Here is a 19,432-nt window from a genome sequence, read left to right as displayed (position 1 = left end):
TTACAGACTAGGGGAATTTGCCGGCCCTTCCGCCGTCACACCCATAGGATGCAGGTATCCCCACAGACTTCCCCGGAGGACTAATGCTTAAGCAAGGCTCTGCCCTGGACCGGTACTTCAAGATCACCGAGCGCGGCTCCAACCTCTCCCGCGAGATCCGGGGCGGCTTCGCCACGTTCTTCGCCATGAGCTACATCGTGGTGCTGAACCCCCTGATCCTTTCCGGCCCGGACTCGAGCGGCAACACCCTCGGCTTTCCCGCGGTTGCAGCGGTCACGGCGTTCGTGGCGGGCATCCTCACCATCCTGATGGGCGCGTGGGCAAAGCATCCTTTCGCGCTGGCCACCGGTCTTGGCGTTAACGCCTTCGTTGCCGTCACCGTGGCCACCAACCCGGGACTGACGTGGCCGGACATGATGGGCCTGGTGGTCCTCTCCGGCGTCACCATGCTGATCCTGGTCCTCACCGGGTTCCGAACGGCTGTCTTCAAGGCCGTGCCGGACGGGATCAAGACTGCCATCGTGGTGGGCATCGGCCTGTTCATCGCGTTGATCGGGCTCGTGAACGCCGGGTTTGTGAGGCGCATCCCCGACGTTGCCGGCACCACCGTTCCCGTGGGCCTGGGTTTCGACGGCAAGCTCCTGGGCTGGCCCACCGCCGTCTTTGTGTTCGGCCTGGTCCTGACCATCGCCCTGGTGGTGCGCAAGGTCAAAGGCGCCATCCTGATCGGCATCATCACCTCCACGGTCATCTCGGTGATCCTCGAACTCACCCTGCACATCGGACCCAGCGTGGTTCCCGGCAAGGAATTCAACCCCCAGGGCTGGTCCCTGGTGGCCCCCGCGTTCTCGGAATGGGCCGCCCCTGACCTGTCCCTGATCGGCAAGGCAAACCCGTTCGGCGCCTTCGACAACCTGGGCTTCGTGGCCGCCACCCTGCTGGCCTTCGTCATCCTCCTCAGCATCTTCTTTGACGCGATGGGCACCATGGTGGGCCTGGCGAACGAGGCAGGCACCGTGGACGAGCACGGCAACATTCCCAACGTGGACCGGGTCCTCCAGGTGGACGCGCTGGGCGCGATCGTGGGCGGCGGCGCCTCCGTGTCCTCCAACCAGATTTACGTGGAAGCCGGCGCCGGCATCGGCGAAGGTGCACGCACCGGCATCGCCTCGATCGTGACCGGGCTGCTGTTCCTGGTGGCCATGTTCTTCACCCCGCTCATCAACCTGGTCCCGTTCGAAGCCGTCGCCCCCGCCCTTGTGGTGGTGGGCTTCATGATGGTGTCCCAGGTGGGCAAGATCGACTGGCAGGACTGGGGCATCGCCATCCCGGCCTTCCTCACCTTCACCCTCATGCCTTTTACCTACTCCATCGCCAACGGCCTGGGCGCCGGGTTCATCGCGTACGTGCTGATCCGCACTGTCCAGGGCAGGGTCAGGGACATCCATCCGCTGATGTGGGCCGTGGCAGGAGCCTTCCTGCTGTTCTTCGCGGTGGGTCCCATCGAGGCTGCCCTGGGGATGTAGCCCGCTCCCGGCCTATACCGGGGTGTTGGGGGCGAGCCCTTCGTCCCCCGAAACGGCACGGGCCTTCTTCTCGCGAAGCCGGTCCAGCCGGTTCATCAGGGGCGAGGTGGTGGCGCCGTGGATCACGATGGACAGTGCCACCACCAGTCCCACGAAGGCCCACAGCCACTCTGCCTGGCCGCCGAACTGCCCTTTTCCGAGGGCGTAGGCGAGGTAGTACAGGGACCCGATCCCGCGGATGCCGAAGAAGGACAGGGCGATCCGCTCACGCGGGCCGGTTTTCCCGCCCAGCAGCCCCACCCACCCGGCCAGCGGGCGCACCACCAGCAGGAATGCCAACGCCACGAGCACCTCGGCCAGTCCGATGCCGGCCAGCAGTCCGCGGGCAATGGCGCCGCCGAGCAGGACCAGGATCACCACGGTCAGGAGCCGCTCCAGCTGCTCCACGTAGGAATGGAGCACGCGGTGGTAGCCGTGCGTATGCTCTGCGGCCCGGATGGTGACGGCGCAGACGAACACCGCGATGAAGCCGTAGCCCTCCACCATCTCCGTCAGCCCGTACGCCAGGAACGTCGCGGCGAGGGCCACGAAGCCCTCCGAGTGGTTGGACAGCCGGAGGCTTTCTTTCCGGGCCGAGAAGAAGAGCCGGCCCAGCAGTTTGCCCATCAGGAAGCCCAACAGCAGGCCAATGGCCAGCCGCCACAGGACGTCCACCCCGAACCATTCCAGAAACCACGAGGACGGGGACGATCCAGCAATGCTGATGGCGATGGCCAGGTAGACGAAGGGGAACGCCAGTCCGTCATTGAGGCCGGCCTCCGAGGTGAGGCCGAACCGCACCTCATCCTCCTTGTTGGCGCCGTCGTCGTGGTCTGCCGGCTCCCCCACCTGCACCTCCGACGCCAGGACGGGGTCCGTGGGAGCCAGGCTGGAGGCCACCAGCAGTGCAGCGCCGAGGCCCAGGCCCAGGAACCACAGCCCCAGCAAGGTCAAGGCGACAATGCACAGCGGCATGGCGATCCCCAGGAGCCGCCACGTGGTGGACCACTCCTTGCGCCCCACCGGCCGGTCCAGTGCCAGCCCCGCGCCCATCAGGGAGATGATGACGCAGATTTCGGCGAGGTGCAGGACGAAGTCGCCGTGCGCCACCGGGTCCGGATCGGGAAGCGTGGGGATCAGGGCGAACACTCCCATTCCGGCTCCGAGGAAGACCATGGGCATCGAAAACGGCATGTTGCGCAACAGCTTGGGCAGCACCGCGGCGATGAACACCGCCACGCCGGCGGCGGCAAACAGGAGGTTGGGGGCTTCAAACATGCGTGCTCTCCGGACTGTTCATTGCGCCCGTCCGGCGCAGGCAAACGTTCTGCGGTCCCAAACGGGATTGCTCCACCATAGCCCCTGCCGTTTTGGACGGGGTTCTTGGATTCCAGACACGACGACGGCGGCGCTGCTGGTTTTCGCCGCCTGCATGCGGTGAGCTTGAGGCATGCCTGCCGTGAGCCCCGCCGTCGATGTCCCGCCCCAGCCCTGGACGGGAAGGTTCGACGGGGACGGGCCGGAGCACCGCCGCTGGTGGCAGGCCGTGGCAGAGTACGGCCAGGCAGGACCGGCAGTCCCCGGGAATGCCGGCGGCGACGGCCAAGGCGCCGGTGACGCTTCCAAGCCCGTGGCCCTGCTCGGCTTTGCCAGCGACGAAGGGGTGCGCCGGAACAAGGGCCGCACCGGCGCGTCCGCGGCACCCGCCGCCCTGCGGAAGGCCCTGGGTCCCCTGGCGTTCCACCTGGACCGCAGCATCGCGGACGCAGGTGACGTTGTGGTGTCCGGCGGCGACCTGGAAGACGGCCAGGAACGCGCAGGCCATGCCGTAACGGAGCTGCTCGACGCCGGGCACTTGACCGTGGTGCTGGGCGGCGGCCACGAAACGGCCTACGCAAGCTACCTCGGCGTCAGCGCTTCCCAGGCAGTCCAGGGCGGCCAGCGGCTGGGCGTGCTGAACCTCGATGCCCACTTTGACCTTCGGGACGAACCGGTTCCCAGCTCCGGGACACCATTCCTCCAGATGGCAGAGGCAGAAGCTGACGCCGGGCGGGACTTCCGGTACGCCGTGGTGGGTATCTCCGAAGCCAACAACACCAGGGCGCTTTTCGACACCGCAGGGCGGCTGGGCGTGCGCTACCTGCTGGACGAGGACTGCGAGGCGGAGCGGGTCCGGGCTTTCGTGGCCTCCTTCCTCGGGGACATCGACGTCCTGTACCTGACCATCGACCTGGACGTGCTTCCCGCGGCGGTGGCTCCGGGGGTCAGTGCCCCCGCCGCATATGGCGTGCCGCTGCCCGTCATCAGTGCCGTCTGCCGGCAGGTGGCCTGGAGCGGCAAACTGCTCCACCTGGACGTTGCGGAGCTCAACCCCGCGTTCGACGTCGACGGCCGGACAGCGAAGGTTGCGGCGCGGCTGCTGGACACTTTGCTGCGCTGAATTCATTTCTGCCGCGCTGTTCGTTTCTGCCCGGCCGGGTTCATTCCTGCTGCGCCGGTCCATTTCTGCTGGGCTGAATGCGGCCGAGGTATCCACAGATTTCATCGAATGGTAAGCATGCTGTCTATCATGAAGATGAAAAGTACCTGCTGGAAGGAGAGTGCCGATGCGGCGTCACACGTTAGTGGCCGTCCTGCTGGCCGGGGTGATGCTTGTTGCCGGTTGCGGGACGTACCCGGTGGACCCGCAGGGCACCCTGGAGAAAGTCCGCGGCGGTACCCTTCGCGTGGGTGCCAGCCCCAACGGTGACTGGGTGCGGATTTCCGGGCAGGACACCCTTGGAACAGATGCTGTCCAGGGCTCGGAGGCGGAACTGGTGCGGCAATTCGCGCAGACGCTGGGGGCGGACGTCGAGTGGACCATCGGGACTGAGCAGGTCCTGGCTGAGGAGCTCAAGCATGGCGGGCTGGACCTGGTGATCGGCGGCCTGGATGACAAGACGCCGTGGTCCACCCACGCGGGCCTGACGCGCCCCTACGCGGAATCCAGGGACGGGCGGGGATCACTGCACAAGCACATCATGCTGGTTCCGATGGGCGAAAACGCGTTCCTGCTGGAACTGGACGCCTTCCTGAAGAGTGCGGCGGCCCAGGCATGAGCGCGCCCGGCAGCGGGACTGACGTGCGGTTCGGCCACACGCAACTGCCGCAGGAACAGCAGGACGCCCTGCGCAAAGCCAAAAAGTACGAGTGGATCACCATCGGATTCCTGGCGGCCTCCACGGCCCTCGTGTTTGGGGTGCTCGGCAACTCCCAGGCGATGAAGGCCGCATGGGTGGAGGACGTCCTGTCCTTCCTGCCGCCCATTGCCTTCCTTTTCGCCACACGCGTCATCCGCAGACACCCCAGCGAGGACCACCCCTACGGCTACCACCGGGCGGTGGGCATTGCGCACGTCGTGGCGGCGGTGGCCCTCACCGTCATGGGCGCCTATCTCATCGTGGATTCCGCCATTGGGCTGTTGAGCGCGGAACATCCCACGATCGGCGGCTTCAACTTTTTTGGCCAGACCATCTGGCTTGGTTGGCTGATGATCACGGCAATGGTCCTCACGGCAGGGCCTCCCATCTGGCTGGGCCGGGTCAAGATGAAGCTTGCAGAGAAGCTGCACGACAAAGTGCTGTACGCCGACGCTGACATGAACAAGGCGGACTGGATGACCGCCCTTGCTGCTGCCGTCGGAGTGGCAGGCATTGGGATTGGCTGGTGGTGGGCGGACTATGCCGCCGCCCTGGTCATTTCCGGGAGCATCCTGCACGACGGCGTCCGGAACACCCGCGCAGCAGTCTCGGCCCTCATGGACAAACGCGCCATGACCTACGACGACGACGCGCCCCACCCCCTGGGGCGGCAGCTGGACACCTACCTCTGCGGCCTCCCGTGGGCAGAGACGGCCAAGTCACGCATCCGGGACGAGGGGCACGTGTTCCACGTGGAATCGTTCGTGGTTCCGGCGCGAGGCACCATGCCCACCCTGGACCAAATTGAGGCGGCACGCGAAGCCTGCGTAGCCATGGACTGGAAGGTCCAGGACATGGTGATTGTCCCGGTGGCTGAACTGCCCTCGGAATTCCTTCCGGGCCCCACGCCTGGCGGCGAACACTAGGACTGGCTCCGGGTTCCCGGCGTGCCGGCTACTTGCCCTTCATGACGTAGCGGCGCTCGGGGCGTCCCACACCGTACTTGAGCCGGACGTCCAGGGTGCCTTCATCGTGCAGGTACTCCAGGTAGCGGCGGGCACTGACGCGTGACGTGCCGAGTTCCTCTGCCAGCTCGGCGGCCGAAAGGTCACCGGGGGCTGCGCCCAGGGCCGCCTCCACCAGCTTCAGTGTCTCCACGCTGCAGCCCTTGGGCAGCGGCCGCTCGCTGCGGTCCAGGCCGAAGACCCGGTTGACGTCCGACTGCTCGGCAATGTCCTTGGACGCATCGAGGCTCTGGTAGGCGCTCCGGTAATGCTCCAGCCGCTCCTGCAGGTCCGATTGCGAAAAGGGCTTGATGAGGTAGTGGACGATGCCTCCCCGGAGCGCCTTCCGGACTGTCTCCACTTCGCGGGCAGCGCTGATCACCAGCACATCCAGTTCCGGGGCCACCTCACGCAGTTGCTGCATCAGGTCCAGGCCGTTAATGTCCGGCAGGTGAATGTCCAGCAGCACCAGATCCGGCTGCAGCCGTTCGGTTTCGATCACCGCCTGGGCGCCGGTATGGGCAGCACCAACCACCTTGAAGCCGGGCGTCCGCTGGATGAACCCGGCGTGGACCTTGGCCACCATGAAGTCGTCATCGACTATCAGGACGTTGATCATGCTTCTGCACCTCTTTTGAATCGGGCGGTAAAAACCGCCCCGTTGCTGTTGGCCACCGTCAGGTCGCCGCCCGACCGGCGGCAGACCACGCGGGAGAGTGCCAGGCCAAACCCGCGCCCGCCCTCCCGCCTGGAATCCTTGGTGGTGAATCCCTGCCGGAAAATGTCCTGCACCTTGTCCGCCGGGACGCCGGGCCCGTTGTCACGGACGGTGACGGTAACCTGGCCCCCACTGTCCTCCACAAGCACCCGGACGGAGGCCTGCCCAACCCCGGCAACGGCGTCGAACGCGTTGTCCACCAGGTTCCCTGCCACGGTGGCAAGGTCGCGCGAAAGCTCATCATTGACCGGACGCAGCGATGATTCGGGATCCAGCTGGAGGGCCACGCCGCGTTCCGCCGCCAGGCTGGACTTGGCGATGAGCAGTGCGGCCAGCGCAGGGTCCTGGATCCTTGCCGTGACCTCGTCACTGAGCCGGGTCCGGTCCACCGTTGCCCCGTTCACGAACTGCACCACCGAATCGTAGTCGCCGATCTGGATCAGGCCGGAGATGACATGCAGCTGGTTGGCGAACTCGTGTGCCTGTGCGCGGAGGGTGTCCGTGGCAGTGCGGGTGGCGCCGAGTTCCTTTTCCAGGGAGGACAGCTCGGTCCTGTCACGCAGGGTGGTGACGGAGCCAATCCCGCGGCCGCGGGAACGGATGGGAACCCGGTTCAGCACCACCAGCCGCTCGCCCACCAGGACCAGCTGGTCAGGCTCCGGCTGGTCGCGGGTCAGCACCACTTTCAGTGCGGGATCCACGGGAAGTGATGCAAGCTTCTTGCCCACGCAGTCCGCGGGCAGTCCCAGGAGTTCCCGGGCGCTGTCATTGGCCACGGTGATGCGCTCGTTCGGATCGAGGGCCACCACGCCTTCCTTGAGCCCGTGCAGCATGGCCTCACGGTTTTCAACCAAGTTGGTAATCTCGCTGGGTTCCATGCCCAGGGTCTGCCGCTTGACGCGGCGGGACAACAGGAGGGAGCCCGCGACACCCAGCACGCTGGCCACCCCCACATACGTGAGCAGGTTGGGGACGGCATCGCCAAGCCGCTCCAGCGTGGTGGGATAGTTCCGGCTGACCGAGGCGATGCCGATCATTTTCCCGGCGTCGTCCAGCACCGGGACGTGGGCGGACAGGAGGGCTGCGCCGCTCCCGGCCACCACTCCGGTCCAGGCGCGGCCGTCCATCACCCGGCTCTCCCCCAGTTCCAGGTGCTGGCCCAGGAGCCCGGGGTCGGACGAGGCCACCACCGTCCGGTCCAGCTTCGCCAGCGCCACCTGGGACGCCCCGGAGACTGTCCGGACGGACTCGGCCACTGCCGGGAGTGCTGCGCCCACACGGGGTTCGGCGGCGGGAAGCAATTCACGGACCGCAGGGTTGTTACCGAGCGCTTCGGCGGCGGACAGCGCACGGCGGCCTTCGACGCGCTCGAAGGCGGCCGCAGACTGGGCCAGGGAGATGGCCACCACGGCCACCAGGACTGCCAACACAATCAGCAACTGCAGCACGAGGTACTGCCCCGCGAGGGACATCCCTCTTCGTCGAGTCACGGTGGTTGGTCCTTAAGGTTCAGCAAATAAGTCCGGCCGGGCCACTGGTCCTGCGGCCACCGGCGGAGGTACGGGAACTATACCGCAGGCGGAGCAGGTGCACGGCTGGCAGGGCTTTCCACCCCGGAGGCGCCCGGCGATGAGGGATTCCCGAAACGTGAACGCAATGAACTTAACTTTCTCTGCGTACATAAGAGTGACCGGTATCACGGCGGAACCTAGCATCGAAGCACAAGTCAGTCTTGCTGATCATTTTTCATGAGAAGAGGAACACCATGCGCCAGATCCGCGCATTGCGAATCGCCGCCGTCGCCGCCGGCATCGCCCTGATGGCCACCGGCTGCGGTGCCACCGGCAAAAGCTCCACGGGCACGGAAAGCTCCGGCGCTGCCGCCGGGCCCATCTCCGGCCTGCAGATCATGGTCCCCAACACTCCGGGCGGTGGCTACGACACCACCGCCCGCGTGGCCGCCAAGGTCCTCGACGACGAGAAGGTTGCCACCAACACCGAAGTCTTCAACCTCGCCGGTGCCGGCGGGACCGTGGGCCTGGCCCGCATCGTGAACGAAAAGGGCAACGGCGACCTCACCATGCTCATGGGCCTGGGCGTGGTGGGCGCAAGCTACACCAACAAGTCCGAGTCCAAGCTCACGGCCACCACTCCCCTGGCCCGGCTCATCGAAGAGCCCGGCGCCATCATGGTCAGCAAGGATTCGCCCTACAAGACCATCGATGACCTGGTTGCCGCCTGGAAGGCTGATCCAAGTTCCATCAGCGTCGGCGGCGGCTCCTCCCCGGGCGGCCCGGACCACCTGCTGCCCATGCAGCTCGCCGGCGCCCTGGGCATTGACGCCACCAAGGTGAACTTCGTTTCCTACGACGGCGGCGGGGACCTCCTCCCGGCCATCCTCGGCAACAAGGTGGGCTTCGCGGCCTCCGGTGCCGGTGAGTACCTCAAGCAGATCGAATCCGGTGAAGTCCGCGTCCTGGCCACCAGCGGCGAAGAGCGGCTTGAAGGCGTGGACGCACCCACGCTGAAGGAATCCAACATCGACCTGGTCTTCACCAACTGGCGCGGCATCGTCGCCCCTCCGGGCATCAGCGACGAGGACAAGGCATCCCTGATCGCCGCCCTTGAGAAGATGCACGCCACCGAAGGGTGGAAGGAAGCACTGAAGACCAACAGCTGGACCGACGCCTTCATCACCGGCGACGAGTTCGAGACCTTCCTCGCCGAGCAGGACAAGCGGGTGGCGGACGTCCTCACGAAGCTTGGCTTGGCGTGAGCTCCTCCCCAACACTTGCCTCACGGCTGAAAGGCCGCGCCGAGCTGGGGGTTGCCCTCCTGCTCGGCGCGGCCGGCGCCCTGGTCATCTGGGACGCGGCCCGCATCTCCACCCCGTACTCCCAGTCTGATCCAGTAGGACCAAAGACCCTCCCGTTCATCGTGGGCGCCATGCTGCTGGTCTGCGCCGTCCTCCTGGCCGTCAACGTCCTCCGCGGCGGCCAGGGCGAGGCGGAAGGCGGCGAGGACGTGGACCTTACCCACCCCGCCGACTGGAAGACGGTCCTGCCCCTGGCAGGCGCCTTCATCCTTAACATCCTGCTCATCGACTGGGCCGGCTGGGTCATCTCCGGAACGGTACTGTTCTGGGGCAGCGTCCTCGCCCTGGGCAGCCGCCACTACATCCGAGACGGGATCATTTCCCTGGCCCTGGCCCTGCTCACCTTCTACGGCTTCTACCTCGGCCTCGGCATCGCACTGCCGGCCGGACTCCTGGAAGGAATCCTCTGATGGACGTCTGGTCCTCACTGATGGACGGTTTCGCGACCGCCCTGACCCCCATGAACTTCCTCTACGCCGTGATCGGCGTACTCCTGGGCACCGCCGTCGGCGTCCTTCCGGGCCTGGGCCCGGCCATGACCGTTGCCCTGCTGCTCCCGGTCACCTACGCCCTGGAACCTACCAGCGCCTTCATTATGTTCGCCGGCATCTATTACGGCGGCATGTACGGCGGCTCCACCACCTCGATCCTGCTGAACACACCTGGCGAGTCGTCGTCGGTGGTGACGGCGATCGAAGGCAACAAAATGGCCAAGGCGGGGCGTGCGGCACAGGCGCTTGCGACGGCGGCCATCGGCTCCTTCGTTGCCGGCACCATCGGTACCGCCCTCCTGGCAGTCTGCGCCCCGGTCGTGGTGGAATTCGCCGTCAGCCTGGGCGCGCCGAGCTACTTCTCGATCATGGTGCTGGCCCTGCTGGCCGTCACCGCGGTCCTCGGTTCCTCCCGCCTTCGCGGCTTCGCATCGCTGGGCCTTGGCCTCGCCATCGGTCTGGTAGGCCTGGACGTGGTCACGGGCCAGGCCCGGCTCACGTTCGGCGTGCCGCTCCTGGCTGACGGCCTGGACATTGTGGTGGTGGCGGTGGCGATCTTCGCCGTCGGTGAAGCCCTCTGGGTGGCCGCCCACCTGCGCCGCAACCCCCTGCAGATCATTCCCGTGGGCCGCCCGTGGATGGGTAAGCAGGACTGGAAGCGGTCCTGGAAGCCCTGGCTCCGCGGGACCGCCTACGGCTTCCCCTTCGGTGCACTGCCCGCCGGCGGCGCCGAGATCCCCACGTTCCTCTCCTACGTCACCGAGAAGCGCCTCAGCAAGCACCCCGAGGAGTTCGGCAAGGGCGCCATCGAAGGCGTGGCCGGTCCGGAAGCTGCCAACAACGCTGCAGCTGCCGGCACCCTGACCCCCATGCTTGCCCTGGGCCTGCCCACCAACGCCACCGCCGCGGTGATGCTCGCAGCGTTCACCAGCTACGGCATCCAGCCCGGTCCCCAGCTCTTCTCGAGCCAGGGCCCCCTGGTGTGGGCACTGATCGCCAGCCTCTTCATCGGCAACCTGCTGTTGCTGCTGATCAACCTGCCGCTGGCACCGATGTGGGCGAAGCTCCTGCAGATCCCGCGCCCGTACCTGTACGCCGGCATCCTGTTCTTCGCCACCCTGGGCGCCTACTCGGTGAACCTGCAGGCGTTTGACCTGGTGCTCCTGCTGGCGCTCGGCGCGCTGGGCTTCATGATGCGGCGTTTCGGCCTTCCGGTCCTGCCGCTGATCCTCGGCGTCATCCTGGGCCCGCGCATCGAGAAGCAACTGCGGCAGACGCTGCAGCTCAGCGCCGGTGACCCGGCCGGCCTGTTCAGCGAGCCGATCGCCGTCGTCATCTACATCATCGTGGCCATCATCCTGGTGTGGCCGTTCATCTTCAAACTCATCCGGCGCAACCGTCCGGCGCTTGCCACGGGCGGCGTGGCCACACCGTCCGCTCCGGAGGCTCCTTCAGGCAGCTCCGCCCACCCGGATCTGCCCGTCCATTCAGAAAGCTCCGCCCGCCCCGAAAAGAAGGAGACACCATGACCATCGTGGTGGGATACGTCCCGACACCCGAGGGCGAAGCAGCCCTGACCCAGGCCATCCACGAAGCCCGGAAGAGCAACACCCGACTGCTGGTCATCAACTCGTCCAAGGGCGACGCTTTGGTGGACAACCGCTACGCCCAGGATTCGGACATCCAGAGCATCGAGGACCGGCTGGCCACCCAGGGCATCGACCATGTGATCAAGCAGCCGGTCCGTGGCCACGATGCCGCCGCCGAGGTCCTGGACGCCGCGGAGGAGAACAACGCCGAGCTGATCGTGATCGGCCTGCGGCGCCGCACCCCGGTGGGCAAGCTCATCATGGGCAGTGTGTCACAGCGCATCCTGCTGGAGGCCGACTGCCCGGTCCTGGCGGTGAAGGCCGGCTAGTACGCCGGATCCTGCGCGGTACAGTTCCTGGCGCTGGCGGCCCAGGCCTTCCACCTCTACCTCCACCACATCGCCCGGCTGGAGGTAGGGGAAGCGGCCGCTGAGGGCCACCCCTTCCGGAGTCCCGGTGATGATGACATCACCGGGCTCCAGCCGCATGTACTGGCTGCAGTGGTGGACCAGGGTGGCAGCGTCGAAAATGAGCTCTGATGTGGTGGAGTCCTGCCGCGGTTCCCCATTGACCCAGCTGCGCAGCCGGAGGTTCCCGCCGTCGACGTCTTCCGCAGGGACAAGCCACGGGCCCAGGGGTGTTGACCCTGGCAGCGTTTTGCCCTTTGTCCACTGCCCGGCGGCCCCGGGCAGCTGGTACTCACGCTCCGAGAGGTCGTTCGCCGCGACGTACCCTGCGATGCAGGCGGCCGCTTCATCTGTGGTTGCGAGGTAGCTGGCTTCCCGGCCGATGACGATGCCCAATTCCACCTCCCAGTCATACTTGCTGGAGAGGGGCGGAACGGGGGCGGCGTCGTAGGGACCGGCCACTGTGTTGCTGGGCTTGAGGAACACGACAGGGATCTCCAGCGGCGCAGAACCGGACTCCGCTGCATGGGCCGCATAATTCATGCCGATGCCCACCACTGTTCCCGGCCGGGCCACGGGAGCTCCCACGCGCAAGGTTTCTGCGTTCTCAAGGACGGGAAGGGTTCCGGCTGCCAGTGCCTCCCGCGCCCGGTCGAGGCCTCCTGATGCCAGGAAGGCGCCGTCCACATCCCGCGTCAGGGGCAGCAGGCTGAAGTACCGGGAGGAACCATCGCCGGCAGGAACCATCACGGCCGGCTGTTCCTTCCCGGCCTCGCCCAGGCGCATGATTTTCATGGTGAATCTCCTTTGATCCGGGATGAGTGGGAGGACTGTTTCCTATCGTGGCGCGGCGGCGCCTCCGGCCGCAAAACGCACCGATTGTGACTGGAGCCAGGCTGCCGTGGAGTCTTCTGTGCTTGCTCGTCCGGCGGCCGTAGAGTGCTTGGGATTCAGCAGTCATCTGACATCTCCGGTAGCGGCCGGTAGGCTGGGTGGGCCCTCAGGCAGGAAACACAGAAAGTTCAGCACATGACTACAGCCACGTTGGAGCGCCGCCCCGACGCCGCGGACTCCGCAGAAGCACATGCGAGCCGGTCCATCGACCTGGAATTTTCCAGCGCCCGCGAAGTACACGCCGGCCTGGAAGAGGCCGTTGCAGAGCTGATCGAGGTGGCCGCAAAGGATGCTGTCTGCGGCATCCTGGTGACGAGGCTCCACCCGGGACGCTACACCGTAGCCCTGGACGAATCAGTACCGTTCGGGGAAACCTACGAGGTGTTCGCAGCCTGATTTTCCCATCGCGGAAAGCCAAAACGCACAAATCCCCGCCCTGCCTTTCGGCAGTGCGGGGATTTGCTGTATCTGCTGGGGCTCCTAGCCGCGGCGGACCTGTACGCCGTCGGACTTCAGGAAGAGCTGCTTTTCTGCCGGGCCCGCCGGCACAAGCCACAGGACGTTTCCGCTCTGCGACACCTCTTCCACCTCCCCGGCCGCTACCACATGCGCATGCTTGATGATCTCGACATGGTCACCAACCGAAAGGCTCTTCCAGTTGGATACCACGGCGGAATGGGCATTGCGCCTCGATAAGACTGCCCCACGTGCTTTCATTTGAACTTCTACCCCTTTGTATACGTTCTGCGCCACAGCCTCGTTGATGTGACTTTCACTACACCTTCAGTTCTACTACACTCTTCCGCCCACGGTTGACCGTGTCGCCGAAAATTCCGCCCCTTGGACAGGAGCTGTCCGCATACTGAAGATTCTTCGATGTCAGGCAAGCGGGCCTACTGCTGATTCGGCCGCCCTCCACACCTCCCCGGACGCCACCAGCCGGTCCGCCGCTTCCAGCTCTGGTGAGAGGAAGCGGTCCGTTCCCGGCCCCTCGACGACCTCACGAAGGGCAGCGACGACGGCGGAGCCTGCCGGGCCAGGCGTGAGGACGCCGCCGGAAAGCTGGCTCCGGATGTCCAGGGCCCGGGCCGAGGTAACCAGTTCGATGGCCAGGACGCGGCGAAGGTTTTCGACGGCCTTGCGCAGCTTCCGGGCTGCATGCCAGCCCATGGACACGTGGTCTTCCTGCATCGCGGAGCTGGGGATGGAGTCCACGGATGCGGGGACCGCCAGCCGCTTGTTGTCGGACACCAGGCCCGCCTGGGTGTACTGGGCGATCATGAGGCCTGAATCCACACCGGGATCAGCCGCGAGGAAAGCGGGGAGGCCGTGCGATCGGGCAGGATCCAGCATCCGGTCCGTCCGGCGCTCCGCGATGGAACTCAGGTCCGCGACGGCGATGGCCAGGAAGTCCAGCACGTATGCCACCGGGGCGCCATGGAAGTTCCCGTTGGAGCTGACCCGGCCATCCGGCAGCACCACGGGGTTGTCGATGGCAGCGGCCAGCTCGCGCGACGCCACCAGTTCAGCATGGTCGATGGTGTCCCTGACGGCGCCGGCCACCTGCGGTGCACAGCGGAGGGAGTAGGCGTCCTGGACGCGTGAATCGCCCACCCGGTGGGAGGCAACGATGGGCGAGTTGGACAGGACGCGGAGCATGTTGTCCGCGCTGGCAGCCTGGCCGGGGTGCGGGCGCAGCGCGGCATGGAGCTCCGGCAGGAACACCTGGTCGGTACCCAGCAGCGCCTCGACGCTGAGCGCCGCGGTAATGTCCGCCGTCGTCAGCAGCCGGCGAAGGTCAGCGATGGCCATCAGGAGCATGCCCAGCATGCCCTCGGTGCCGTTGACGAGGGCCAGGCCTTCCTTTTCGGCGAGGGTGACGGGCTCGATGCCGTGATCGGCGAGCAGCTCCGCAACGGTGCGCTGCCCGGCGGCGCCAACCAGTTCGCCGTCAGGCCCTTCCGCCTCGCCCTCACCCATGAGCACCAGCGCGCAGTGCGACAGCGGGGCGAGATCGCCGGAGCAGCCGAGCGAGCCGAATTCGCGCACCACCGGCGTGATGCCGGCGTTGAGGACGTCCACCATGGTCTGCAGGACCACGGGCCGGACCCCGGTGCGGCCCGACGCCAGGGTCTTGGCGCGCAGGAACATAATGCCGCGCACCACCTCGCGCTCCACCGCGGGCCCCATGCCCGCGGCGTGGCTGCGGATCAGGCTCTTCTGGAGCTGGGTGCGCAGCTCGGTGGGGATGTGGCGGTTGGCGAGGGCCCCGAAGCCGGTGGAGATGCCGTAGGCCGGGACGTCGCTGGAGGCGAGGCCGTCGATGTGGGCGCGGACCTTGGCGACTGTTTCGAGGGCTTCCGGGGCGATGGCCACCTTGGCGTCGTGGCGCGCGACGGCGACAACATCCTCGGGCGTGACCCCGCTGGAGCCAAGGGTGATGGTCAGCGGTTCGTGGGTTATCAATGTCATGATTCCTACTTTTTGTGGTGTGCGGGGATCGATTGCTCCGTAACTGTCGTTTTCGGGGCTCTAAACGACAGTTACGGAGCAGTCGATGGACTAGTTGGTCCCTGAAGACTCGTTCATTGGGATGCGGACGCCGCGCTCCTGGGCGACGTCGAGGGCGCGTTCGTAGCCGGCGTCGGCGTGGCGGATGACGCCCATGCCGGGGTCGTTGGTGAGGAGGCGTTCGAGCTTTTCGGCGGCGAGGTCGGTGCCGTCGGCGACGGAGACCTGGCCGGCGTGGATGGAGCGGCCGATACCCACGCCGCCGCCGTGGTGCAGTGACACCCAGGTGGCACCGGAAGCGGTGTTGAGCAGGGCGTTGAGCATGGGCCAGTCGGCGATCGCGTCCGAGCCGTCGGCCATGGCCTCGGTTTCGCGGTAGGGGGAGGCGACGGAGCCGGAGTCCAGGTGGTCGCGGCCGATCACGATGGGCGCCTTGACCTTGCCTTCCTTGACGAGCTGGTTGAACAGCAGCCCGGCTTTGGCGCGCTCGCCGTAGCCCAGCCAGCAGATCCGTGCCGGCAGTCCTTCGAATTCGACGCGTTCCTGCGCCGCGTCGATCCAGCGGTGCAGGTGCTTGTTCTCGGGGAAGAGTTCCTTGATGGCCTCGTCAGTGACGCGGATGTCTTCGGGGTCTCCGGAGAGTGCCACCCAGCGGAACGGGCCCAGGCCCTCGCAGAACAGCGGCCGGATGTAGGCGGGGACGAAGCCCGGGAACTCGAACGCGCGGGTGTAGCCGCCCTTGCGGGCCTCATCGCGGATGGAGTTGCCGTAGTCGAACACCTCGGCGCCGGCGTCCTGGAATTCGACCATCGCCTGGACGTGGCGTGCCATCGAGGCCTGCGCCTTCTTGGTGAAGCCTTCCGGGTCGGCTTCGGCTTCGCGGTGCCATTCGCTGACCGAGATGCCCTCGGGGAGGTAGCTCAGCGGATCGTGGGCGGAGGTCTGGTCGGTGACGATGTCCACGGTGAGCTCGCCGGCTTTGTGGCGGCGCAGGATCTCTGGGAAGACCTCGGCGGCGTTGCCCACGTAGCCCACGGACCAGCCGCGCCGCTCTTCCTTGGCCTTGAGCACCTTGGCGATGGCGGCGTCGAGGTCCGTTTCCACCTCGTCCAGGTACCGCTTGCCGGCACGGCGGCGCAGGCGGGTCTCGTCGACGTCGACGATCAGGCACGCGCCCTCGTTCAGAGTGACCGCGAGCGGCTGCGCGCCGCCCATGCCGCCGCAGCCGCCGGTCAGGGTGAGTGTCCCGGCGAGGGTGCCGTTCTCGTCTTTGGTGAGCTTGCGGGCGATCGCCGCGAACGTCTCGAAAGTGCCCTGCAGGATGCCCTGGGTGCCGATGTAGATCCAGGACCCCGCCGTCATCTGGCCGTACATCATCAGGCCCTCGGCCTCGAGCCGGCGGAACTCGGGCCAGTTGGCCCAGTCGCCCACCAGATTGGAGTTGGCCAGGAGCACCCGGGGTGCCCATTCGTTGGTGCGGAAGACGCCCACGGGCTTGCCGGACTGGACCAGGAGGGTCTCGTCCTTCTCCATGGTTTCGAGGGTGCGGGTGATGGCGTCGAACGCTGCCCAGGAGCGCACGGCCCGGCCGGTGCCGCCGTAGACCACCAGGTCATCCGGACGCTCGGCCACCTCGGGGTCCAGGTTGTTCATGAGCATGCGCAGCGGCGCTTCGGTCTGCCAGCTCTTGGCGGTGAGCTCGGTGCCGCGGGCTGCTTTGACCGGGCGGGCACCGGTGGTGAAATCGGCGGGTGCCATGGTGGCTCCTTTTCGTTGTGCGTCTGTGCGTGGAAGAAGTTCTGTATCAACTAAAGCCCGTTAGGAAGAGGCTTTATAGGGGTTTTGCGGGGGTGCTGTCCGGCATTCCAGACAAGCCCGGCTGGCCGAGTTGCTCTGTCACTCAAGGCTCCCATTCCGGGGTTTTAGCAGCCGTAGGTGATGGAGCAACGAGCTTTATTTGACTGGTCGGCCGTGGATTCGGACCGAGAGCTCGTCTGCGACCTTTTGGACACGCGCCGCCAGGACGGGCCACTCTTCCGGCTGCAATTTGTCCTCAAGGAATGTGACCGCCACGGCCGCGGTGGGCCAGCCAAGGTGGTCGGTCACGGCGGCGGCGATGGAGCCGAAGCCGGGGGTCACCTCGCCGTGTTCAGTGGCGTAACCCCTTTGCCGGACCCGGTCCAGGTGTGAGGACAAGGCGGAGTACTTCATGATGGGCGACTCGGTCTCGTGCCGGGCCGTAAATGCGGCTGCATTCGGGTACAGCGCGCGGACCTGGGATTTGGGCAGGGCGGCAAGGATGGCCCGCCCGCTGGCGGTGAGGTGGCTGGGGAGCCGGACGCCGACGTCGGTCACCAGCGACGGGCGGTTCTTGGCCCGCTCCTCGACAATGTAGAGGACATCCCGCCCATGCAGCACGGCCAGGTGCGCGCTCTCCCCCAGTGCATCCACGAGGGAAGCAAGAAGAGGGCGGCCCAGCCGCGACAACGGTTCCTGCCTCGAATACGCGGAACTGAGCTCAAAGGCGCTGATCCCCAGACCGTACCGCTGTTCTTCATGGAGGTGGAGCACAAACCCGTTGGCTTCCATCACTCCCAGCAGGTGGTAGACGCTGGATCGGGGCAAGCCCAGGGAAGAAGCAATTTGCGAGGCTGCCATGGGACCGCGGCGGGAGGCCAGCAGTTTGAGGATGCGCAGGGTGTTTTCGGCGGCGGGAACCTTGGACGCCGCCTTTGATGTGCTGCCGGCCAGCGGCCTCGCTTCCGTAACTAACACCGGAACTCCTCCATTTCTCATGTGCGGCCCCGACGCTATCCGGGATCCCGTACTTAACCTTGCGCCCTTCGTTCCCCCGGAAGCACTACGTGAGACTAGGCACTGTCCGGGATACCAGATAGTGCCGCAACGTCTGACCGCACAATGCAGTCTCCTGGACGGCCAGGACCAGCCCCGGTGCCTTGACGGGGTCGGAGCGCGGGATTTCTGGCGTTATGAAACCCCGACCACCACCTTGCCCCGGCTCCGCCCCTCGTGCAGGTAGGCGATGGCGGCCGGAGCTTCCTCAAGGGGGAAGACCGTGTCGACGGCAGGCTTCACGCTGCCGGCTTCAATGAGCGATGAGAGTGCTTCCAGGTCCAGGTGTGTCTCCTTTGAGACAAGCCCCTTGAATTTCTGGCGCGAGAAAAGTGAAGCAAAGGGCGCCCCAATCGACCGCTCAAAGCCGCCGGTCAGCTTGCCGCCGCCTTCGCCTCCGACGATCACCAGCGTTCCCTGTGGCCCGAGCACCCGCCGGAGGACGGACAGCGGCCGGTTGCCGGCGGTATCCAGGATGACGTCGTACAGCTTTCCGCCACTGATGATCTCAGAGTTCTTGTAGTCAATAACTGCATCGGCCCCGAGGGACCGGACGAGGTCCATTTTGCCGGTACTGCAGACCCCGGTGACCTCCGCCCCGAAGGCCTTCGCCAGTTGCACGGCGAAGGAGCCCACTCCCCCGCCCGCCCCAATGACCAGCACCTTTTGCCCAACGGTGACCTCGCCGGCGTCGCGGACAGCCTGAAGGGCCGTAACACCGGAAATGGGAGCTGCCGCCGCCTCCTCGAATGAGAGGTTCACGGGCTTCCGCGCCAGCTTGTCCTCCCTCGCGCAGACGTATTCCGCAAAGGACCCCTCGCAGGTTCCATAAACTTCGTCGCCCACCCGGAAGCGGTCAACATCGGCTCCCACAGCCTCCACAACGCCGGCCACCTCCCGGCCCCGCACCGGCGTCTTGGGCTTCCTCATTCCGTAACCGAAAAGCCTGATCAGATAGGGCAGCCCCGTCATCAGGTGCCAGACCCCCTGGTCGACGCCGGCGGCCCGCACCCGGATAAGGACCTCACCATCACCCGGCACAGGCCGCGCGATCTCACGCAACTGAAGCACGTCCGCCGCTCCATAAACGTCCTGCACGATAGCTTTCATGGCTGATCTCCTTCTGGCTGCGGGTACTGGAACACGTCCTCAAGCGAAACGCCGAGCACATGGGCGATCTGGAAGGCCATCTCCAGCGACGGTGAATACCGGCCCTGTTCGATGGCGATGAAATTCTGGCGGGTGACCCCCACCCGCGTGGCGTCACCAACGTAAAGAGAACCCGACACCGCGTCAATAGTTCTGTACCAGCGAGCAGAAAGCCCGCAGGGAAGAACCAGCCAGTC

The 19,432-nt window shown here is 66.3% G+C and carries 19 protein-coding genes; 9 read left to right on the top strand and 10 right to left on the bottom strand.

Annotated features, from left to right (window positions below):
• Nucleotides 1-83: 83 nt before the first annotated feature.
• Nucleotides 84-1,526, top strand: a complete 1,443-nt coding sequence (locus B5520_RS17655; protein WP_079598386.1) for an NCS2 family permease — start codon at nt 84-86, stop codon at nt 1,524-1,526.
• Nucleotides 1,527-1,538: 12 nt separating this feature from the next.
• Here B5520_RS17655 and B5520_RS17650 read toward each other — a convergent pair whose 3' ends face one another.
• Nucleotides 1,539-2,843 (bottom strand): cation:proton antiporter, encoded by a 1,305-nt coding sequence (locus B5520_RS17650; RefSeq protein WP_079598385.1) that lies wholly within the window; start codon nt 2,841-2,843, stop codon nt 1,539-1,541.
• 172 nt (nt 2,844-3,015) lie between these two features.
• Between B5520_RS17650 and hutG the strand changes: the two genes are divergently transcribed.
• The 3 genes from hutG (at nt 3,016) to B5520_RS17635 (ending at nt 5,670) form a co-directional block, all read left to right on the top strand.
• Nucleotides 3,016-4,005, top strand: coding sequence for a formimidoylglutamase (hutG, locus tag B5520_RS17645; protein ID WP_079598384.1), 990 nt, complete (start codon nt 3,016-3,018; stop codon nt 4,003-4,005).
• Nucleotides 4,006-4,171: 166 nt separating this feature from the next.
• Entirely contained in the window at nt 4,172-4,663 is a 492-nt protein-coding gene (locus B5520_RS17640; RefSeq protein ID WP_079598383.1) for a transporter substrate-binding domain-containing protein, read from the top strand.
• Entirely contained in the window at nt 4,660-5,670 is a 1,011-nt protein-coding gene (locus tag B5520_RS17635; RefSeq protein WP_079598382.1) for a cation diffusion facilitator family transporter, read from the top strand. Before B5520_RS17640 ends, B5520_RS17635 begins: the two co-directional genes overlap by 4 nt.
• Nucleotides 5,671-5,698: 28 nt before the next feature.
• Here the strand turns inward: B5520_RS17635 and B5520_RS17630 are convergent, their stop codons facing one another.
• On the bottom strand, nt 5,699-6,367 hold the full coding sequence (locus B5520_RS17630) for a response regulator (protein WP_079598381.1): 669 nt from the start codon (nt 6,365-6,367) through the stop codon (nt 5,699-5,701).
• Entirely contained in the window at nt 6,364-7,938 is a 1,575-nt protein-coding gene (locus B5520_RS17625) for a sensor histidine kinase (protein ID WP_079598380.1), read from the bottom strand. Before B5520_RS17625 ends, B5520_RS17630 begins: the two co-directional genes overlap by 4 nt.
• Before the next feature lie 293 nt (nt 7,939-8,231).
• Between B5520_RS17625 and B5520_RS17620 the strand changes: the two genes are divergently transcribed.
• Genes B5520_RS17620 through B5520_RS17605 form a run of 4 tightly spaced genes read left to right on the top strand, consistent with a single transcriptional unit; the run spans nt 8,232 to nt 11,750 of the window.
• A complete protein-coding gene (locus B5520_RS17620) occupies nt 8,232-9,242 on the top strand; it encodes a Bug family tripartite tricarboxylate transporter substrate binding protein (RefSeq protein WP_079598379.1) in 1,011 nt (336 codons plus the stop codon).
• Nucleotides 9,239-9,751, top strand: a complete 513-nt coding sequence (locus tag B5520_RS17615) for a tripartite tricarboxylate transporter TctB family protein (RefSeq protein WP_079598378.1) — start codon at nt 9,239-9,241, stop codon at nt 9,749-9,751. The genes B5520_RS17620 and B5520_RS17615 overlap by 4 nt, the downstream gene beginning before the upstream one ends.
• Nucleotides 9,751-11,361, top strand: coding sequence for a tripartite tricarboxylate transporter permease (locus tag B5520_RS17610; RefSeq protein ID WP_079598377.1), 1,611 nt, complete (start codon nt 9,751-9,753; stop codon nt 11,359-11,361). The genes B5520_RS17615 and B5520_RS17610 overlap by 1 nt, the downstream gene beginning before the upstream one ends.
• The gene (locus tag B5520_RS17605; RefSeq protein WP_079598376.1) at nt 11,358-11,750 is read left to right on the top strand and encodes a universal stress protein; all 393 of its coding nucleotides are present in this window, start codon (nt 11,358-11,360) and stop codon (nt 11,748-11,750) included. The genes B5520_RS17610 and B5520_RS17605 overlap by 4 nt, the downstream gene beginning before the upstream one ends.
• Here B5520_RS17605 and B5520_RS17600 read toward each other — a convergent pair.
• Nucleotides 11,694-12,623: a fumarylacetoacetate hydrolase family protein gene (locus tag B5520_RS17600; RefSeq protein WP_079598375.1), complete on the bottom strand. Its 930-nt coding sequence runs from the start codon at nt 12,621-12,623 to the stop codon at nt 11,694-11,696. The genes B5520_RS17605 and B5520_RS17600 overlap by 57 nt on opposite strands.
• Nucleotides 12,624-12,857: 234 nt before the next feature.
• Here B5520_RS17600 and B5520_RS17595 point away from each other — a divergent pair, with 234 nt between their 5' ends.
• Nucleotides 12,858-13,118 (top strand): hypothetical protein, encoded by a 261-nt coding sequence (locus B5520_RS17595; RefSeq protein WP_079598374.1) that lies wholly within the window; start codon nt 12,858-12,860, stop codon nt 13,116-13,118.
• An 84-nt stretch (nt 13,119-13,202) separates the two neighbouring features.
• Here the strand turns inward: B5520_RS17595 and B5520_RS17590 are convergent, their stop codons facing one another.
• The 6 genes from B5520_RS17590 to B5520_RS17565 form a co-directional block, all read right to left on the bottom strand.
• Nucleotides 13,203-13,439 (bottom strand): hypothetical protein, encoded by a 237-nt coding sequence (locus B5520_RS17590; RefSeq protein WP_079598373.1) that lies wholly within the window; start codon nt 13,437-13,439, stop codon nt 13,203-13,205.
• Between the two features lie 162 nt (nt 13,440-13,601).
• The gene (gene hutH, locus B5520_RS17585; RefSeq protein ID WP_079598372.1) at nt 13,602-15,194 is read right to left on the bottom strand and encodes a histidine ammonia-lyase; all 1,593 of its coding nucleotides are present in this window, start codon (nt 15,192-15,194) and stop codon (nt 13,602-13,604) included.
• Between the two features lie 90 nt (nt 15,195-15,284).
• Nucleotides 15,285-16,991 carry a urocanate hydratase gene (locus B5520_RS17580; RefSeq protein ID WP_079598371.1) on the bottom strand — a complete coding sequence of 569 codons (1,707 nt, stop codon included), beginning with the start codon at nt 16,989-16,991 and terminating at the stop codon, nt 15,285-15,287.
• Between the two features lie 195 nt (nt 16,992-17,186).
• Entirely contained in the window at nt 17,187-18,008 is an 822-nt protein-coding gene (locus B5520_RS17575) for an IclR family transcriptional regulator (protein WP_079598370.1), read from the bottom strand.
• Nucleotides 18,009-18,221: 213 nt separating this feature from the next.
• Entirely contained in the window at nt 18,222-19,196 is a 975-nt protein-coding gene (locus B5520_RS17570; RefSeq protein ID WP_079598369.1) for an NAD(P)-dependent alcohol dehydrogenase, read from the bottom strand.
• A complete protein-coding gene (locus B5520_RS17565) occupies nt 19,193-19,384 on the bottom strand; it encodes a helix-turn-helix transcriptional regulator (protein ID WP_079598435.1) in 192 nt (63 codons plus the stop codon). Before B5520_RS17565 ends, B5520_RS17570 begins: the two co-directional genes overlap by 4 nt.
• Nucleotides 19,385-19,432: the final 48 nt, after the last annotated feature.

The sequence above is a fragment of the Arthrobacter sp. P2b genome (genome assembly GCF_900168295.1).
Classification (GTDB): domain Bacteria; phylum Actinomycetota; class Actinomycetes; order Actinomycetales; family Micrococcaceae; genus Arthrobacter.
Note: the sequence above shows the minus strand (reverse complement) of the source record. Positions and strands in the feature narration are given on the sequence as shown.

What these genes read in the sequence shown, in the direction of transcription:
- B5520_RS17605 (WP_079598376.1), top strand. Translation starts at nt 11,358, where the DNA reads ATGACCATCGTGGTGGGATACGTCCCGACACCCGAGGGCGAAGCAGCC.
- B5520_RS17650 (WP_079598385.1), bottom strand. Translation starts at nt 2,843, where the DNA reads ATGTTTGAAGCCCCCAACCTCCTGTTTGCCGCCGCCGGCGTGGCGGTG.
- B5520_RS17570 (WP_079598369.1), bottom strand. Translation starts at nt 19,196, where the DNA reads ATGAAAGCTATCGTGCAGGACGTTTATGGAGCGGCGGACGTGCTTCAG.
- B5520_RS17580 (WP_079598371.1), bottom strand. Translation starts at nt 16,991, where the DNA reads ATGGCACCCGCCGATTTCACCACCGGTGCCCGCCCGGTCAAAGCAGCC.
- hutH (WP_079598372.1), bottom strand. Translation starts at nt 15,194, where the DNA reads ATGACATTGATAACCCACGAACCGCTGACCATCACCCTTGGCTCCAGC.
- B5520_RS17610 (WP_079598377.1), top strand. Translation starts at nt 9,751, where the DNA reads ATGGACGTCTGGTCCTCACTGATGGACGGTTTCGCGACCGCCCTGACC.
- B5520_RS17630 (WP_079598381.1), bottom strand. Translation starts at nt 6,367, where the DNA reads ATGATCAACGTCCTGATAGTCGATGACGACTTCATGGTGGCCAAGGTC.
- B5520_RS17625 (WP_079598380.1), bottom strand. Translation starts at nt 7,938, where the DNA reads ATGTCCCTCGCGGGGCAGTACCTCGTGCTGCAGTTGCTGATTGTGTTG.
- B5520_RS17640 (WP_079598383.1), top strand. Translation starts at nt 4,172, where the DNA reads ATGCGGCGTCACACGTTAGTGGCCGTCCTGCTGGCCGGGGTGATGCTT.
- B5520_RS17590 (WP_079598373.1), bottom strand. Translation starts at nt 13,439, where the DNA reads ATGAAAGCACGTGGGGCAGTCTTATCGAGGCGCAATGCCCATTCCGCC.
- B5520_RS17595 (WP_079598374.1), top strand. Translation starts at nt 12,858, where the DNA reads ATGACTACAGCCACGTTGGAGCGCCGCCCCGACGCCGCGGACTCCGCA.
- B5520_RS17600 (WP_079598375.1), bottom strand. Translation starts at nt 12,623, where the DNA reads ATGAAAATCATGCGCCTGGGCGAGGCCGGGAAGGAACAGCCGGCCGTG.
- B5520_RS17620 (WP_079598379.1), top strand. Translation starts at nt 8,232, where the DNA reads ATGCGCCAGATCCGCGCATTGCGAATCGCCGCCGTCGCCGCCGGCATC.
- B5520_RS17655 (WP_079598386.1), top strand. Translation starts at nt 84, where the DNA reads ATGCTTAAGCAAGGCTCTGCCCTGGACCGGTACTTCAAGATCACCGAG.
- B5520_RS17635 (WP_079598382.1), top strand. Translation starts at nt 4,660, where the DNA reads ATGAGCGCGCCCGGCAGCGGGACTGACGTGCGGTTCGGCCACACGCAA.
- hutG (WP_079598384.1), top strand. Translation starts at nt 3,016, where the DNA reads ATGCCTGCCGTGAGCCCCGCCGTCGATGTCCCGCCCCAGCCCTGGACG.